This is a genomic window from Homoserinimonas sp. A447 (assembly GCF_054489325.1).
Genome location: NZ_JBTMWW010000001.1, coordinates 162,119 through 179,196 on the forward strand (window position 1 = coordinate 162,119; position 17,078 = coordinate 179,196).

Here is a 17,078-nt window from a genome sequence, read left to right on the forward strand (position 1 = left end):
TGCTGGATCAGATGAGGCGCTCGGCAGCGAGGAACTCTGCCAGCTCGGTTGCGGCGTTGCCGTCGTCGACGACCTTCTTGCCTGCCGCGCGGGCCGGACGCTCGGTCGCCGACACGATGACGGAGCGGGCCTCCGGCGTCTCAACGCCGAGGTCGGCGAGGCTGAGCACGGTGACGGGCTTTTTCTTGGCGGTCATGATGCCCTTGAAATTGGGAAAGCGCGGCTCGGCCGCGATCTCCGTGATCGAGATAACGGCCGGCAGCCCGGCGTGCGCGGTGAGGGTTCCGGAGTCGGTCGACCGCACGCCGCTGACCGAGGTTTCGGTCAGCTCCACCGAGTTCAGGTGCGTCAGCTGGGCGACGCCGAGCCGTTCGGCCAGCATCGCCGGAACGACCCCGCCCCGACCATCCGTCGACTCATTGCCGGCGACCACCAGGTCGAACCCGGTGTCCTTCAGGGCCGCAGCCAGCACCTGCGAGGTGCGGACGGCGTCGGAGCCCGCAAGAGAGTCGTCAACGATGTGGATCGCGGAGTCCGCGCCCATCGACAAGCCCTTGCGCAGGGTGCTGGTGGCATCCGCCGGCCCCATCGCCATCAGCACGACCTCGGTGCCCTTGTTCGAGTCCTTGTAGCTGAGCGCGATCTCGAGCGAACGCTCGTTGATCTCGTCGATGATGCGCTCGCTCGCGTCGCGGTCGAGCAGCCCGGACGCGTCGAGCTTGCGCTCACCTCCGGTGTCTGGGACCTGCTTCACCAATGCGATGATCTTCATGCGTCTCGACTCCTTGATCGTTTCTGTGGATGGTCGGCGGGAAATTGGTCACTCATAGCTTGCCCTCTATTGCCTGTCTTGGCGGGCGGATGCCGAGACGCCCGCCTCGATGAGATTGCCGAGAGCGCGATACGCGGCCGGATGCTCGAGGCCGGTCGACTGCTCGATGTCGCCACGGTGCACGGCCTCCATGATCTGCGCGGCCACCGTGCCGAGGAAAGTCGCGTCGGCGTGGCTCGTCTGCGGCACCGCCTCGAGAACGAGGTCCTGCACGCGCTGCGACGCGGCATCCATGTTGGCCCGGTAGATGTCGCGGGTGGGGGCGAAGGCGTCGAGGTCGGCGAAGTATTGCGGGGAGGCCGACGCGAACTCGTCGGAGATGGCCTTGAGGTAGGAGCCGATCCGACCACCGTGCTGATCGGTACGCTGCTGGTCGGCATCCGTCAGCCGCTCTTCGATGCGGGCGGTGGCGCGGCGAAAGAATGCGCGCGCGACGGCGACGAAGATCTGCTCCTTGCTGTCGGCCACCGAGTACAGCGTCGACTTGGAGCGCTTCAGCTCGCGGGCGACATCCTCGATGCTGAAGCCGAGGAAGCCCTCCCGGATGAAGAGGTCGATCAGTTCCTCGATGAGCTCGTCACGGCGAACGGATGCCCGGTCGCGGCGCTGCTGGGTCGGTACGTTCCGCAACGGGGTGCCCAGCGCCTGTGCCATACTCAGCACAGTACCAGAATCCCGCCGTGAGTACCGCTTGAAGTACTCAGTCTCTTGGGAATACAGCCGCAAAGGAGCGCCGATGCCCGCCTCACGCCTCATGCCCTCGCAGGAAGCCCAAGACCTGGTCGACCTGGCCCGCGAGATCGCGACCAAGGAACTTGCGCCCCGCGCACCGGAGGCGGAGCGCGATGAGATGTTCCCGCGGGACGTCATGCGGATGCTCGGCCAGGCCGGGTTGATGAGCCTGCCGTACCCGGAAGAGTTCGGCGGGGGAGACCAACCCGCGGAGGTCTACCTGCAAGTCTTCGAAGAGCTGGCCACGGAGTGGGCCAGCGTCGGCGTCGGTGTCTCCGTGCACGCCCTCTCCTGCTTCCCGCTGGTCAACTTCGGCACTGATGAGCAGAAGGCGCGGTGGCTGCCAGGCATGCTGGGCGGCGACAGCCTCGGGGCGTACTGCCTGTCCGAGCCGCACGCCGGCTCGGACCCGGCTGCCATGCGCACCCGCGCTGTGCGCTCCGGCGACGGCTACGTGATCACCGGCGCCAAGGCCTGGACGACCCACGGGGGAAATGCCGACTACTACACGCTGCTGGCTCGCACCTCCGACGATGGCGGCCGTGGCATCAGCTGCTTCCTGGTGCCCGGCGATGCTGAGGGGCTGACCGCCGCCATTCCGGAGCACAAGATGGGCCTGACCGGATCGCCCACCGCGACGATGAACTTCGACGGCGTGTACATCGACGCCGACCGGCGCATCGGCGAGGAGGGCCAGGGCCTTCCGATGGCGCTCGCCGCCCTCGACACCGGGCGGCTCGGCATTGCGGCGGTCGCCACCGGGCTGGCGCAGGGGGCACTCGACCTCGCCGTCGGATACGCGAACGAGCGCGAGGCGTTCGGCAAGCCGATCATCCAGCATGAGGGCCTCGGCTTCCTGCTGGCGGACATGGCGGCGGATGTCGCCTCAGCCCGCGCCACCTACCTGGCTGCGGCCAGGCTCAAGGATGCCGGGCGACCGTTCGGGCAGGCATCCGCCATCGCGAAACTGGTAGCCACGGACAACGCCATGAGCGTGACGACCAACGCGGTGCAGGTGCTCGGGGGAGCCGGCTACACGCGGGACTTCCCGGCCGAGCGGTACATGCGGGAGGCGAAGGTCATGCAGATCTTCGAGGGGACCAACCAGATCCAGCGGCTGGTCATCGCGCGGCACCTCACCCGGCGGTAGGCGCGTGGAGCGCGGTAGGTGGCGCGTGGTATCCACTCACAGACGCCGCGCGCACGGATCAGAGGGTCGCTTGGCGATCTGCATAGGCGTGCCTCCGATTGGTGCGCGCCGCGACGTAAAGCGGGCCGAGCGCTTAGGCGGGCCGAGCGCTTAGTCGAGCCTGCCGAGACACGCTACCGGTCGGGGAACCCGTGCGGCAGCCCGTCGAGCGCCGGGCCCAGCCGGTCGAGGTGCTGGCGCTCCAGGTGCAGCGCGGTGTACTCGCGCTCGCGGCGCAGCGCGGCAACCGCCGCCAGGAACAACTCCGGGTCAACCGTCGGCACCGGGAACACGTAGCGCGCCGTCTCGTTCGCGAGGTCGCGGCTGATCCGAGACCGGGAGGTCGGGGAGTGCCCGCTCGCCTGCCTCAGGAACTGGGCGATCCTCCGTGCCAGGCCCGATGGCATCCGCGCGACGTCCGCCGTCTTCGACCACTCAATCAGCTCCAGCGGCACCCCGAAAACCGGCGGCACCACCTGGGGGACACGCTCGTTCTGGCTGTAGGTACCGGCCAGGAAGTCGCCGAGCCGTTTCGCCCGCGTGTTGAGCAGGCCGACCAGCGCGGCGATCCCGCCCAGCGACATGAACACCTCGATGATGCCGGTCAGGGCGCGGATGAAGGCATGCCGGAACCCGATCGCCCCGCCGTCGTCGCGCACCACCCGTGCGCCGACCGCCAGCTTGCCGAGTGAGCGCCCCTGCGTCAGCAGCTCGACGGTCATCGGAACGATCACGATGCAGAAGACCAGGGCGCCGATGGTGACGGCCGACTGGGTCGCCTCGTCCAGGAATGCGCCGCCCAGCGGAGACAGCACCAGCAACACGATTGCGAAGTAGGCGACCAGGTAGGTGAGCAGGTCGATAGCGGCGCCCGCGGCCCGCAGCACGAAGCCGACCGGTCGCAGGTCGAGGGCGACCGCCTCACCGGTGATCAGCTCATCGGAGGCATCGAATTGCACCCGGGCAACAGGGGCAAGCGGGGATGCGGCGGCCATGCCAGTATCTAAGCAGATGGATCTCGACGCCTATTCCGCCGCCCACCGCGATGAGTGGGACGAGCTTGCCCGCCTGGGAGCGAAACGTCGCTTCACCGGGCAGGAAGCGGATGCCCTGATCGAGCATTACCAGGCCGGCGCCACCCAGCTGTCCGCCATCAAGACCACGGCGGGGCAGTCGGTACAGGGGGAGCGCCTCTCCGTCTGGCTGTCACGGGCGAGGCTGCGCTTCACCGGCGCCAGCATCAACGTGCTGAGCCAGCTGCCGCGCTTCTTCGGTGCGCAGTTGCCGGCAGCCCTGTACCGCATCCGCTGGATGTCGCTGGCGGTCGCCCTGTCCTGTGCCCTGGTCGCGGTGCTCTATGCGGTGTGGGCGCTGCAGACACCGGGGGTGCTGGCCAACTTCGGTACCGAGGAGTTCCAGCGCCAATTCGCGGAGGACGACTTCGTCGACTACTACTCCGAACATCCGCCCGCCTCGTTCACCGGCCTGGTGTGGACCAACAACGCGTTCCTGGCCGCCCAATGCGTCGCGTTCGGCATCGTCGGCGTGTACGCGCCGTACCTGCTGTTCATGAACGCGCAGCAGCTGGGGCTGACCGCGGCTCTCATGGCGGCCAACGACCGCCTCGACATTTTCTTTCTCTACATCGCCCCGCACGGCCAGCTGGAGCTGTACTCGATCTTCGTCGCCGGCGCGGCCGGGCTGCGCATCTTCTGGGCGTGGGTGGCGCCCGGTGTGCGCACGCGTGGGCAGGCATTGGCCGAGGACGCCCGTGCGCTGATGACCGTCGCGGTGGGGCTCGCGCTTGCGCTGCTCGTGTCCGGGCTGATCGAGGGCTACGTGACCCGGCTCGACTGGCCGTGGCCGGTCAAGATCGGCATCGGCACGGTGGCGCTCGCCGCGTTCCTCGCGTACCAGTGGATCCTCGGGCGCCGGGCGACCCTCGCCGGCGAGACCGGCGACCTGGCTGCGTTCGAGGCCGGCGCGCACCGTCTCGTCGCCGGCTGACCCGCCCGCCCGGCATCCGCCCTCAGCTCGCGCCGTCGCGCCGAAAATGAAGGAGAAACGTCCCTTGTGGCGCGTTTCGTCGCCGAAACGGCATTTCTCGCGCGCATCTCCTTCGTTTTCGATGTGCCCGGTGAGGGCGCGACGATGACGCTGTTTCTCTTCGATGCGCCTGTTTGAAAGGGGCGCATCGACGAGAAAGGGCGTCATCGTCGCGGTGGGTGGGCGAGGCGGCAGCGCGGCGTCGCGGGCTACAGGCGCCCGGCGGCCTTCAGCGCGATGTAGCGGTCGGCGACCGCGGGCGGGAGGTCCAGGGGCGCGCCGGTCACGACATCCGCACCCAGCTGGCGGATGGCGGCAGACACCCGGGCGGTGTCGAGCATGGCCCGCTCGGCCGCGGCGGCGCGGTAGACGGCGTTGCGGTCCGAGCGGTCGCCGGTCGCGGCGATCACGGTCGGGTCGGTGACGGATGCGACGAGCACGGTGTGCTTGCGCGTCAGCTGGGGGAGGGCGGCCAGCAAACCGCGGGATGCGCCTGGCGTGCTGATCGAGGTGAGCAGCACCACCAGCGAGTGCTGGTTGGTGACCGATCGCACCAGCGACGGGACGACGCTCCAGTCCATCTCGATCAACTCGGGGTCGATCGGCGCCATCACGTTGACCATGCGGGAGAGCAGGTCGGCACCGGTCGCCCCCTGCACGCGCCCGCGCACCCGGCGGTCGTAGACGACGAGGTCGACCCGGTCGCCGGCGCGGGAGGCGAGGGCGGCCAGCAGCAGGGACGACTCGAACGCGGTGTCGAGCCTGGTCTCGTTCTCGATGCGGGCGGCCGCGGTGCGTCCGCTGTCGATCACGATGACGACGCGGCGATCGCGCTCCGGGCGCCAGGTGCGCACCACGACATCCTGACGCCGCGCGGTCGCCCGCCAGTCGATCGAGCGAACGTCGTCGCCGCGCACGTACTCGCGCAGCGAGTCGAACTCTGTGCCCTGCCCGCGAATCATCACGCTGGTGCGCCCGTCCAGTTCCCGCAGCCTGGCCAGCCGCGACGGCAGGTGCTTGCGGGAGTTGAAGGCAGGCAGCACGCGGATGGCTCCCGGCAGGTCGATGGTCGCCTGACGCGCGAGCAGGCGCAGCGGCCCGAATGAGCGGATGGTGACCTGCGCAGCCCGGCGCTCCCCGCGTCGAAACGGCGTCAGCTGCGTGACCACGGCACGGCGCTCGCCCACCGGAACGGCGATGCGTGCCCGGGTGGGTGACGCGCCCGCCGAGGGCTCCCAGCCGTCCCGCACCATCCCGCGAACAGTCCGGCGGCCCGTGTTTGTCAGGTAGAGCGTCGCGGCGGTCGTCTCGCCCAGGCGGACCCGATCGCCCACCTCCCGCGCCAGCAGCACCTGCCGCGGCGAGCCGGCGAGGGCCAGGTCGATGACGCTGACCACGAGCACGACGCCCAGCCAGCCGAGCAGGGCGAGCGGGTCGTCGAAGTAGGCGATCGGCACGATGCCGAGCGCCAGGAGGGCGACGAACCAGCCGGACAGTGCCATCAGAGAAGGGTCACGGTTAGATCGGCACCTGCACCTGCTGCAGCACCGAGCGCAGGATGCTGTCGGGGGAGACCCCCTCCAGTTCCGCCTCGGGCCGCAGCTGGATGCGGTGGCGCCAGACCGGCAGCGCCATCGCCTGCACGTGGTCAGGGGTGATCGCGTCCAGGCCGCTGAGCCACGCCCAGGCCTTCGCCGCGGCGAGCAGTGCGGTGGTTCCGCGGGGGCTGACGCCGAGTTTCACCGACGGGGACTGCCTGGTTCCGCGGGCCAAGTCGACGATGTAGGCGAGAACATCCGGGCTGGACCGAACGGATGCGACGGCGGCCTGCGCAGCGGCGAGCCGCCCCGCGTCGAGCACCGCGGTGACCCCGGCGGCGGCCAGGTCACGCGGGTTGAAGCCGGCGGCACTGCGAGCGAGCACCTCGACTTCGTTGTCGCGGTCCGGCACCTCCAGCACGAGCTTCATCAGGAACCGGTCGAGCTGCGCCTCCGGCAGCGTGTAGGTGCCCTCATACTCGATCGGGTTCATGGTGGCCGCGACCATGAACGGCGCCGGCAGCGGCCGGGTGAGCCCGTCGACGCTGACCTGCCGCTCCTCCATCGCCTCCAGCAGTGCGGACTGGGTCTTCGGTGGGGTGCGGTTGATCTCATCCGCCAGAAGGATGTTGGTGAACACCGGCCCGGCACGGAAGTCGAACTCGCCGGTCTTCGACTCGTAGACCAGCGACCCGGTCACGTCGCCCGGCATGAGGTCGGGCGTGAACTGGATGCGCTTCGTGTCGAGCTGCAGCGTGCGGCTGAGCGTGCGCACCAGCAGCGTCTTGGCGACGCCTGGTACGCCCTCCAGCAGCACGTGGCCGCCGGCCAGCAGCGAGATGATCAGGCCGGTGACGGCGCCGTCCTGCCCGACGACCGCCTTGCCGACTTCGCTGCGCACCCGCGAGAACATGGCGCGCAGCTCTGCCGCGTCCATGGCGACGGGTGAGGGTTGCTCTAGTGTCATGCGTTCATTCTCCCGGGTTGGTCGGTGCGGGTGCGGCACCACCGCTGGCGTGGTGGGTGGCGGTCTTCTCGAGCATCAGCAGGTCGTCGGACAGCTGGATCAGGTCGCGGTCGGTCGCCGGATCGGCCTCCAGCAGAAGCCAGCGCACCTCGTGCAGGTTCCGCCCGGTGACGGATGCCGTGACGGCAGCCACCTCGGCGACGCTCGCCGTGCGCGGCAGCCCGCACGTGGTGGCGAGGCGCGACACCGTCCCGACGCGGAGGGCGTCCAGCGCGCGCAGGCGGGCGGATGCCTTCTGGTACAGCCGGGCGCGGCCGTCCATGGTCTCGTTGGATGGCACGGTCACCGGCAGGTGCTCGACGACCAGCGGCCCCATCCGCCTGCCCTTCCAGACGCCGGCCGCGATGACGACCAGGAACAGCAGGGCCAGCACGGCGCTCAGCCAGGCCGGCGTCAGGTCGGCGATGGTCGCTGTACTCCCGGCGACGTCGGCGAGCGTTGGTTGGTACCAGACGAGTGTCGGATTCTCGCCCAACAGGTTGATGGCAAGCGCGGCGTTGCCGAGTTCGGCCACGTGCTCATTACTGAGGGCAGCGGATGCTCCGAGCACCGTCACCGTGCGCCCGTCGCCTTCGAATTGCAGCAGGGAGTAGACGTCGTCCCCGCTGCCCAGGCACGACTCGGCGTGCTCGAACTCTGGCGTGTCGACGGAACCGATCACGCGGTAGCCGCTTCCGTCGCCCAACACGCTGCCGGCGCGCTCGACCGCGGGCACGTCGCAGTCCGCGGCCAAGGTGCCCTCGACGGCTCCGGCTGCGCCGATCTCGGGGGTGACCTCGCGCAATTGCTGGAAGGCCGGCTCCACCAGCACCGTGTGGCCGGCCTGCGTGCTGAGGTCGTGCAGTTGCTCCGGTTCGAGATAGCCGCCGGCGTCGTGAAGCAGCAGGGTGGCACCCGCCCCCGCGAGCGCGTCGCTGGCCTCGCGCTCCGTTGCGACGATCTCGACGCTCACTCCCTGGTCGCGGAGCACCTCGACGACGGCCATCGCGCCGCCGGGCGCGGGGTTGGTCGCCGACAGGAACACTCCGTCCGGCACCGTTGCGCCGCGAACGGTCAGGACCACGGCGGCAACCAGAACGGCGAGCACGGCGGCGATGGACCAGAATGCCGTGCGCTTCAGCGACGACCGCACGGTGGGGGTGACGATGGTCATCCGGTCGCCGCCGGAAGGGGAACGCGCGCGGACCGCAGCTGGCGTTCGAGAGCGGCGACTGCGCGGTACTCCGCCTCAGAGCCGGGCTTCCCCAGGTAGCGGACCCGGTCGAACGTGTCAGCCGCAGCGGCCAGGTCGGCGGCGAGAGAGGGGAAGGCGGCACCCGCCCTGGTGGCGAAACCGTGGGCGGTGGTGCCCGGCGTGGTCGCCAGGATGGTGCGTTCGGCGAGCCCGCGCGCGATCGCCCGGTACGCCTCCTCGATGGCCAGCGCCCAGTCGCCGGCGGATGCCGCGGCATCCGCTGCCCGTCGCATCGCCTCGGCACTGCGGTCGTCATCGGTGCCGAACAGGGAGCCGCTGACCGCGCTGCGCCGGTTCAGCGCCGGCATGCCGAAAATGAGGAACGCCGCGACCAGCGCGGCGACGATGATCACGACGACGATCGCCAGCAGCAGCCCCGCTGGCGCTCCGCTGGCGCCGTCCAGCAGTGACCCCAGCCAGTCAAGGAAGGCGGATGACAGCTGGTCGAACCAGGTCGGCTTCGCAGCCTCGTAGCGGGGCTCGCTCAGCTCGTCGAGAATCCAATTACGCGCCTCATCGGCGTTCGGGTCGACCGGAACATCAGCCGGCGCCTTCCCAGACAGGGTCCCGGGGATCATGTCCAGGGGGAGTCGCTCTGCGGCGGGATCGGCTGCGAAGACGGACTTGCCGCCGGGTGGCCCATCAGGTAAGGGTCGGCGGGGTTCTGCCCGGCGCTGCGCTCTTCCACGAAGCGGGCCAGGTCGAGGTCGAGACCCTCCTTACGCATCCGCAGGTCGATGTAGATCAGCCCGGTCGCTGCCGACTGCACCACCAGCACGATCGACGACAACACCAGGATGACCAGGATCGACAGCAGGTAGAGCGCACCCAGGATGATGACCGTGACCGGGCCCATGGTGCCGTTCGGGTCGATGAGGAAGACCGCCATCGGCGCGAGCAACTGGATCGGCACCGTGACCACCTGCATGGCAACGCTGAGGATGGTGGCCACCAGCAACTGGATGCCGAAGGTGCGCCAGAAGTAGCCACCGACCAGCGACCAGGACCGCGCGATGGCGTCCCTCAGGCCGGGCCGCTCGCCCATCAGCACGCTGGGCACCAGGGAGACCTTGGTGCCAATCCATACCGCGGCGGCCAGAAGCGCACCGCCACCGAAGATGCCGACCACGACCGCGAGGGCGACGCCGACGGTGCCGAGCGCCGCCAGCAGCACGATGAGCAGCACCAGCACGGCGATCGCGACCAGTAGTGCGGCGGTGAGAAGGAACATCCACCCCACCAATGCGCCCAGACGGCCACGGGCGCGTGCCCAGAGCTGCTTCAGCTTCAGCTTCTCGCCGAGGGTGGCTCGCTGGATCTCCAGCATCAGGATGCCCTGCACGAGGGCAGCCGCGACGAGCGACAGCACACCGGGGATGAGGGTGGACAACCCGATGATCGCGAGCGCGCCGGCGCCCACCTCATCCACATCCGTCGTCGAGGCGGTGACCACGCGGGACAGCGCCGCGAAGGTCACCAGGCCGGTGATCACCAGGGTGAGCAGCATGATCGCCGACTGGATGGCCAGCGCGAAGCCGAACGTCGGGCGAGGGTTGCGCCGCAAGACCTGGAAGGAGGCGCCCAGGATGACACCGAGGGTGAGCGGTCGCAGTGGGATGAGCCCTGGCTTCGGCGGGGCAGTCCAGCCGGCGGCCGGTGCCTGACCGTAGACCGGCTGTGCGGGCTGTGGCTGTGCGTATGTCGGAGCGGCAGGCTGGGCGGCGGGAGGCCCGTACGGGCTGCTGGAAGCGGGTGTCGGCGCGACCGGTGGGACGAACGCCCCCTCCGGTGAACCGGGTGTTTCGGTGAATACCGGTGGTTTCCAGTCCTGCTCGTCGCTCACGCGCACCCCTTCGCCGCGTTCGTGCGGGCAACGAACGTCAGTCGTATGCTTTCACACTCGGCTACTCTTGTGCCAAAGCACCTCCGGGCCCGAATCGGGGGTGCAGGACCGAAGACGGGACGATGAACGCGCGCATTCTGGTTGTTGACGACGACACCGCCCTTGCCGAGATGATCGGCATCGTGCTTCGCACGGAGGGGTTCGAACCGTCCTTCTGCGCTGACGGCAGCGAAGCCCTGGCTGCATTCCAGCAATCGAAGCCCGACCTGGTACTGCTCGACCTGATGCTGCCGGGCAAGAACGGCATCGAGGTGTGCGCCGAGATCCGCGCCGAATCCGGTGTCCCCATCATCATGCTGACCGCCAAATCCGATACAGCGGATGTCGTGCGCGGCCTGGAGAGCGGAGCAGACGATTACGTCGTCAAGCCGTTCAATCCCAAGGAACTGGTGGCACGCATCCGCACCCGCCTGCGTCCCACCCCCGAAGTCTCGACCGACGTGCTCACCATCGGCGACCTCATCCTCGACGTGCCGGGGCACGAGGTACGGCGAGGTGAGCAGAAGATCAACCTGACACCGCTCGAATTCGAGCTGCTGCTGGCGCTCGCCCTCAAGCCGCAGCAGGTGTTCACGCGCGAGATGCTGCTCGAGCAGGTGTGGGGCTACCACTACAAGGCCGACACCCGGCTGGTGAACGTGCACGTGCAGCGGCTTCGGGCGAAAGTGGAGGAAGACCCCGACAACCCCACCATCGTGATGACCGTGCGCGGGGTCGGTTATCGTGCAGGCGCAGGCAGTTAGGTTCTCGCCCACCCTGCTCGGTGTGCGCTGGAGCCGGTTCCTTCGTGGAGCCAGTCGCATCTGGCGCACTTCGCTGCAGTTTCGCACCGTCGCGATCGCCGTGGTGCTCTCCGGCCTCGCCGTCACCGTGATCGGCGGCTACATGTCGGTGGTCATCGGCGACAACCTGTTCAGCTCCCGTCGCGAGACGGTGGAGACCGAGCACGTGCGTGCGACGCTCGTCGCCCAGGAGCTTTTCACCACGGCGCTCACGGTGGAGGACCCGGGCCAGGTCGACCTGGAGCAGCTCGCGTTCGCTGTGCAGGGAAGCATTCTGTCGACCACGGCGAGCCCGGGCACCACCGGGTACACGATCCTCCGCACGCCGGGACAGACCACCACGAGGTCGATGACCACCACCCAGACCCAGGATTTCCCGCGCCAGGTGCTGACACCCGAACTGCGCGATGCCGTCGCCGAAGGAGGCGACCGCGTCCACCTGCAATCGGTGACGCTGCCGTCTGGCGCGCCGGGGCTGGTCGCCGGTTCGGTGGTCGAGGTGCCGACGGCCGGGCAGTACGAGCTCTACCTCGTCTACGACCTGAGCGAGTCGAACGCCACCCTCGGGTTCGTGCAGCAGACGCTCGCCATCGGGTTGCTGTCGCTGGTGCTGCTGATCGGTGCCGTCACCTACTACGTGGTGCGCCTGGTGGTCGCACCCGTTCGGCTGGCGGCAGAAACCAGTGAGCGCCTCGCGGCCGGCCAGCTGGAGCAACGCATCCCGGTTCGCGGCGAAGACGTCCTGGCGATCCTCGCGCGGTCGTTCAACGGGATGGCCGACAGCCTGCAGCAGAAGATCACCCGGCTGGCGGAGCTTTCGAGGGTGCAGCAACGATTCGTTTCGGATGTCTCGCACGAGCTGAGAACACCCCTCACCACCATCCGGCTGGCCGGTGATGTGCTCTACGACCAACGCGCAGACTTCAGCCCCACCACGGCGCGCACCGCCGAACTCCTGCACACCCAGGTGCAGCGTTTCGAGGTGCTGCTGGCCGACCTGCTCGAGATCAGCCGCTACGACGCCGGCGCTGTCGAGCTCGAGCTGGAGCCGACCAGCGTCGTCGGGCTGGTCGAAGACGCCGTCGAGGGCATGCGCTTGCTGGCGAGCGAGCGCGGCTCCGACCTGAGACTGGTGGCCCCCGGTGGGTACTTCGAGGCGGACGTCGACCCACGTCGCATCCGTCGCATCCTGCGCAACCTGCTCGGCAACGCCATCGAGCATGGTGAGGGCAATCCGATCGTGGTGACCGTCGACAGCAACCAGACGGCTGTCGCGATCACCGTGCGCGACTACGGGATCGGGATGAGCGAGGCGCAGGTCAGCCGGGTGTTCGACCGCTTCTGGCGTGCCGACCCGTCGCGCCAGCGAACCATCGGCGGCACCGGGCTGGGGCTGGCGATCGCCCTGGAGGACGCCGCGCTGCACGACGGCACCCTCGAGGTGTGGTCCGAGCCTGCGAACGGAACCTGCTTCCGGCTGACCCTGCCCAGGCAGCCTGGGGTGCTCATCCTCTCCTCGCCGCTCGACCTGCCGCCGAGTGACGGCGCACCACTCCCGGAGGCCGGCGATGACTAGCGCGAAACTGAACAGGCGGATGCGACGGCTCGGCCTGATGGCCGGCCTCACCTTGGCAGCCATGGCACTCTCATCCTGCGTGACCATCCCGACCGATGGGCCTGTGCTGACCGGGCGGGAGGTCACCGAGCAGGAGCTCGCAGCCTCGGAGGTGGTCCCGGAGGGGCCTGTCGCCGGGGCCGACCAGGAGATGATCCTCGGCGGCTTCATCGACGCGCACAGCGGCTCGGGCAATTACGACATCGCCCGCCAGTTCCTCAGCTCTGAGCTCGCCGAGGAGTGGGAGCCGCGGGAAAGCGTGCTCATCCGCACCGGCAACACCGACATCGAGCGGCTGGCCGAGAACACGATGGAGTACAACATCGTGGTCTCCGCGGTGGTCGATCGCGACGGCATGTACACCGCCTACGCGTCGGCCCCCCAGGCGCTGGTGTTCGAGTTCGTGCAGGAAGACGGGGAGTGGCGCATCAGCGCCGCGCCGAACGGCATCGTCCTCCGCTCCGCAACCTTCACTGAGCTGTTCAAGAAGCACACCCTCTACTTCCTCGACCCGACCAGGCAGACCCTGGTGCCCGACCTCCGCTGGTTCCCGGCCGGTACCGCGGCCACCCGCATCGTCACCGCCCTGCTGAACGGACCGCCGCCCTGGCTGCAGGGCGCGGTGGGGACCGCGTTCCCCGACGGCACCCAGTTGAGTTCACCCAGGCGCGTCGCCGTCGAGGCGGAGGTGGCGTCCATCGACCTCACCGAGGAGGCGCTCGCGGCGAACGAGGCGCAGCGCCAGCTCATGCGGGTGCAGCTGGAGGCGAGCCTCGGCCAGGTGGCCAGCATCACCAGCCTGGAGCTCAGCGTCGGCGGAACCCCGCTGACCATCCCGCCGCTCGGCCCATCAGCCCCGCAACTGCGCCCCCAGGTGGACAGCCGGATGCTGGTGCTCCGGGAGGACGAATTCGGTTACCTGGCCAACAACCGGGTCACCGAGATCGACGGGCTGAGCCAGAAGGTCGTCGCCACGAACCCGACCGAGGTCACGCTCGATGCCAGCGGAACGGTGGCGGCGACGCTGGGGGCCGGCGGTGTCTACATGGTGCGCACCACCGCGGAGGACCCGCTGCTGGTCGACCCCCGTCCCGGGCTGATCGCGCCCACGCTCGACGGCTACGGCTACATCTGGACCGTGCAGCGGTCGGCGCCGGGCAGCATCCGCGTCACCGACCTGGACGGCAACCAATTCGAGGTGAAGACGACCCTGCCCGCGGATGGCGAGATCGTCTCGCTCGAGGTGGCGCGGGACGGCACGCGCATTGCGGCGCTGCTGGCGACGAACGCCGGAACGCGTCTCGTGGTGGCGTCCATCATCCGTGACCAGAACCAGGACTTCGTGCCGGTCTCGCTGGGCAGCGAACCGCGGGTCGACCTGATCGTCGACAGCGGGACCGCGATCGACGCCACCTGGATGGACGAGCTGACGGTCGCGACCCTCTCCAGCGTGGGCGGGGTGATGGAGGTCACCGGGCTGCAGGTGGGCGGCAAGCACACCGACCTCGGCAACCCGGGGGCGGCCGTCGCGATTGTCGGTGGCAACAGCGAGGCGAGCCTGCGGGTGCTCAGCGCCGCCGGCGTCGTCTCGGTGCGGCGGGGCAGCGGCTGGCAGAGCAGCGCGGAGGTCGCCCTCATCGCCACCCAGCGCTGACCCGTACCGAAAACGAAGGAGAATCGCGCCCCGCGTGCGCGTTTATCGCCGAACGAGGCGCTTTTCGGGCCGAACTCCTTCATTTTCGACAGCCCTCCCCAGCGGGACGGAACGCGAGCTGTGCTCCGAGCTGACGCGCGGCTGCCGTGGGCGTGCGGTTGCGGCGAGCATGGTCGGATGCTTGCATCCGCAGTGCGCGACGCCCTCCTGGACGCGTGGGCAGTCCTCATGCCCATCGATTGCGCCGGGTGCGCGGGCCCTGACCGTGCGCTCTGTGCCGGCTGCCGCATCCGCCTCGCTCCCGACCCGGCGTGGCACCGGCTGCCAGACGGCACGCCGGTGGTCAGCGCACTCGACTATTCCGGTACCGTGCGGCAGGTCATCCTGGCCCTGAAAGAACAGGGCAGAACGGATGTCGCCGGCGCACTGGCCGCACCGTTGAGGTCTGCGCTCCATGCCGCAGCGGCGCTCGCCGAGGTGCCGTCGCCAGAACTCGCGCTGGTTCCACCCTCGCGCTCGTCGTTCCGTCGCCGAGGCTACGACCCGGTGGCGTTGCTCGTGCGGAAGGCCGGCTTTGCGTCCTCCGCCGTCCTCCGCCCCTCTCGCAGCACGCTGCAGCAGAAGTCCCTGAATCTCGAATCACGGTCTGTCAACCTGGCGGGGTCGCTGTATGCCGTGTCCGCGCTGGGTGGCCGCACCTTCATCCTGGTCGACGATGTCATGACCACCGGTGCAACCCTCAGCGAGGCGTCGCGGGCGATCCGCGAGGCCGGCGGACAGGTCGTTTGTGCGGCAACACTGGCTCACACCGCACGCCTCTTTCCCCGTCATCCCTCATCTTCGTGACCAACTAGTGACTTCCACAGGGTGGCGGTCTACGGTAGGCAAAAGAGGCGCGCACAACGCCCAAGTTCCGCGGGCGGCGCGTCGCAAGGGAACTGGGAGGACGCCATGGAAATTTCCATCAACGGACGCAATGTAGGTATCACTGATCGATTCCGTGATTATGCGACGGAGAAGTCCGAGAAGATCGCCCATCTGGCAGAGAAGGCCCAGGCTTTCCAGATCCGGGTCAGCCGCCACAACGAGAAGAACGGCACCGCGGGGGACGACCGGGTGGAGTTGACCCTGGTTGGGCCCGGACCGCTCGTTCGGGCGGAGTCCACCGGCTCAGACAAGTACGTCGCCTTCGACCTGGCACTCGACAAACTCATCCAGCGGGTTCGTCGGATGAAGGACCGCCAGAAAGTCCATCGCGGGCAGCATCGGCCGACGTCGCTGCACGAGGCGAGCTCCGGTGGGTTCGGTGTCGTCGATATCACCCCTGCTGCACCCGAGTTGATGGAGAAGGTGCGCACAGGGTCGATTCCGATCCAGAACGCCGAACCGGAGGAAGAGCCGTGGAGCCCGGTCGTCATCCGCAAGAAGGTCTTCGCGGCCCAGCCGATGACGGTCGACGACGCCCTGTACCGGATGGAGTTGGTCGGCCACGACTTCTACCTGTTCATTGACGCCGAAACCGACCGCCCGAGCGTGGTCTACCGGCGCAAGGGCTGGGACTACGGTGTCATCGGCCTCGACACCGACACCGAGCTGGCGAATGTCGCCTCCGGAGGAGGCAAGCGGCGTTAGTTCACCGAACGGAGAGGTCGGCGGGGAGACCGAAGGGTCTCCCCGCCGTGTCATGACCATGCATCAGGTACAGAAAGCACAGAGCACACTTCCAGTCATCCTTTGTGATATCGAAGGCACCCTGTACGGCGGCGACGGCACCGTGCCTGGAGCGGTCGAGGCAATCGCAGAGCTGCGAGCTATCGGATGCCCGCTTCGCTTCCTGTCGAACATCGACTCGCGGACAGAGGGCGATGTGCTCGGCCGATTGCGGGCTCGCGGATTCGACATTCGGGACGGTGAACTCTTCCTGCCAACGACGGCAGCCAGGGAGTACTTCGCCAGGCGACCGGGAGCCGCCGTGCTGACTGTGGCCACTGAGGCAGTGCGGGGCGAGTTCCTGCCCATTCAGGATGGGCAGGAGGTGACACACGTGCTGGTGGGCGATTGCCGGGACGTGCTGAATTACCCGATGCTTGACGAGGCTTTCCGCGCCCTGGAGGCCGGCGCAGTCCTGCTGGCATTGCAAAAAGGCCGATACCTGATCGCTGAGGATGGCCCGCACCTCGACACCGGCGCGATCGTGGCCGCACTCGAGTACGCGAGCGGGCAGTCTGCCCTCGTGCTGGGCAAGCCGTCCCCTGAGTTCGGGGAACTGGCCGTGGCCTCTTTCGGGCACTCTTCTGGAGAGCTGCCGGTCGACGCCATCTGGGTAGTCGGGGACGACGCGACCTCGGATATTGCGCTGGGACAGAGGATGGGGGCAACAACCGTGCAGGTGCGAACCGGTAAGTTCGCCGGTCAGGCCACCGAGCGCGTCTTCCACCCGGCGAGCCACCAGCTCGACTCAATTACTGACCTGCCTGCGCTCGTCCGGACCCATCGCGCAGCTAGGATTGCTACGGTTTAGCTGGT

General features: G+C 68.7%; 16 protein-coding genes. 8 read left to right on the forward strand and 8 right to left on the reverse strand.

Features of this window, described 5'->3' with window-relative positions; genetic code table 11:
* Nucleotides 1-7 precede the first annotated feature (7 nt).
* Entirely contained in the window at nt 8-772 is a 765-nt protein-coding gene (locus ACX3O0_RS00785; protein ID WP_459090134.1) for an electron transfer flavoprotein subunit beta/FixA family protein, read from the reverse strand.
* A 66-nt stretch (nt 773-838) separates the two neighbouring features.
* Complete coding sequence (locus ACX3O0_RS00790; protein WP_459106444.1) at nt 839-1,486, reverse strand: TetR/AcrR family transcriptional regulator; 648 nt, start codon at nt 1,484-1,486, stop codon at nt 839-841.
* Between the two features lie 82 nt (nt 1,487-1,568).
* On the opposite strand from ACX3O0_RS00790, the gene ACX3O0_RS00795 reads away from it, so the two are divergent.
* Nucleotides 1,569-2,714 (forward strand): acyl-CoA dehydrogenase family protein, encoded by a 1,146-nt coding sequence (locus tag ACX3O0_RS00795; RefSeq protein ID WP_459106445.1) that lies wholly within the window; start codon nt 1,569-1,571, stop codon nt 2,712-2,714.
* Between the two features lie 173 nt (nt 2,715-2,887).
* Here ACX3O0_RS00795 and ACX3O0_RS00800 read toward each other — a convergent pair whose 3' ends face one another.
* Entirely contained in the window at nt 2,888-3,748 is an 861-nt protein-coding gene (locus tag ACX3O0_RS00800) for an RDD family protein (protein ID WP_459106446.1), read from the reverse strand.
* 16 nt (nt 3,749-3,764) lie between these two features.
* On the opposite strand from ACX3O0_RS00800, the gene ACX3O0_RS00805 reads away from it, so the two are divergent.
* Nucleotides 3,765-4,760 (forward strand): stage II sporulation protein M, encoded by a 996-nt coding sequence (locus ACX3O0_RS00805; RefSeq protein ID WP_459108423.1) that lies wholly within the window; start codon nt 3,765-3,767, stop codon nt 4,758-4,760.
* A 248-nt stretch (nt 4,761-5,008) separates the two neighbouring features.
* Here ACX3O0_RS00805 and ACX3O0_RS00810 read toward each other — a convergent pair whose 3' ends face one another.
* Genes ACX3O0_RS00810 through ACX3O0_RS00830 form a run of 5 tightly spaced genes read right to left on the reverse strand, consistent with a single transcriptional unit; the run spans nt 5,009 to nt 10,441 of the window.
* Nucleotides 5,009-6,301, reverse strand: a complete 1,293-nt coding sequence (locus ACX3O0_RS00810) for a DUF58 domain-containing protein (protein WP_459106447.1) — start codon at nt 6,299-6,301, stop codon at nt 5,009-5,011.
* Between the two features lie 16 nt (nt 6,302-6,317).
* On the reverse strand, nt 6,318-7,274 hold the full coding sequence (locus tag ACX3O0_RS00815; RefSeq protein ID WP_459108424.1) for an AAA family ATPase: 957 nt from the start codon (nt 7,272-7,274) through the stop codon (nt 6,318-6,320).
* Between the two features lie 34 nt (nt 7,275-7,308).
* Entirely contained in the window at nt 7,309-8,517 is a 1,209-nt protein-coding gene (locus ACX3O0_RS00820) for a DUF4350 domain-containing protein (RefSeq protein WP_459106448.1), read from the reverse strand.
* Entirely contained in the window at nt 8,514-9,176 is a 663-nt protein-coding gene (locus ACX3O0_RS00825; RefSeq protein WP_459106449.1) for a DUF4129 domain-containing protein, read from the reverse strand. The genes ACX3O0_RS00820 and ACX3O0_RS00825 overlap by 4 nt, the downstream gene beginning before the upstream one ends.
* Nucleotides 9,173-10,441: a hypothetical protein gene (locus ACX3O0_RS00830; protein WP_459106450.1), complete on the reverse strand. Its 1,269-nt coding sequence runs from the start codon at nt 10,439-10,441 to the stop codon at nt 9,173-9,175. The genes ACX3O0_RS00825 and ACX3O0_RS00830 overlap by 4 nt, the downstream gene beginning before the upstream one ends.
* 122 nt (nt 10,442-10,563) lie before the next feature.
* Here ACX3O0_RS00830 and mtrA point away from each other — a divergent pair, with 122 nt between their 5' ends.
* From mtrA to ACX3O0_RS00860, 6 genes are all read left to right on the forward strand, one after another.
* Nucleotides 10,564-11,244: an MtrAB system response regulator MtrA gene (gene mtrA / locus ACX3O0_RS00835; protein WP_459090150.1), complete on the forward strand. Its 681-nt coding sequence runs from the start codon at nt 10,564-10,566 to the stop codon at nt 11,242-11,244.
* Nucleotides 11,225-12,859, forward strand: coding sequence for an MtrAB system histidine kinase MtrB (gene mtrB, locus ACX3O0_RS00840; RefSeq protein WP_459106451.1), 1,635 nt, complete (start codon nt 11,225-11,227; stop codon nt 12,857-12,859). Before mtrA ends, mtrB begins: the two co-directional genes overlap by 20 nt.
* The gene (locus ACX3O0_RS00845; protein ID WP_459106452.1) at nt 12,852-14,552 is read left to right on the forward strand and encodes a GerMN domain-containing protein; all 1,701 of its coding nucleotides are present in this window, start codon (nt 12,852-12,854) and stop codon (nt 14,550-14,552) included. The genes mtrB and ACX3O0_RS00845 overlap by 8 nt, the downstream gene beginning before the upstream one ends.
* A gap of 177 nt (nt 14,553-14,729) precedes the next feature.
* The gene (locus ACX3O0_RS00850) at nt 14,730-15,398 is read left to right on the forward strand and encodes a ComF family protein (protein WP_459106453.1); all 669 of its coding nucleotides are present in this window, start codon (nt 14,730-14,732) and stop codon (nt 15,396-15,398) included.
* Between the two features lie 105 nt (nt 15,399-15,503).
* On the forward strand, nt 15,504-16,184 hold the full coding sequence (gene hpf / locus ACX3O0_RS00855; protein ID WP_459106454.1) for a ribosome hibernation-promoting factor, HPF/YfiA family: 681 nt from the start codon (nt 15,504-15,506) through the stop codon (nt 16,182-16,184).
* 52 nt (nt 16,185-16,236) lie between these two features.
* Complete coding sequence (locus ACX3O0_RS00860; RefSeq protein WP_459090160.1) at nt 16,237-17,073, forward strand: HAD-IIA family hydrolase; 837 nt, start codon at nt 16,237-16,239, stop codon at nt 17,071-17,073.
* The last annotated feature ends 5 nt before the right edge of the window (nt 17,074-17,078 follow it).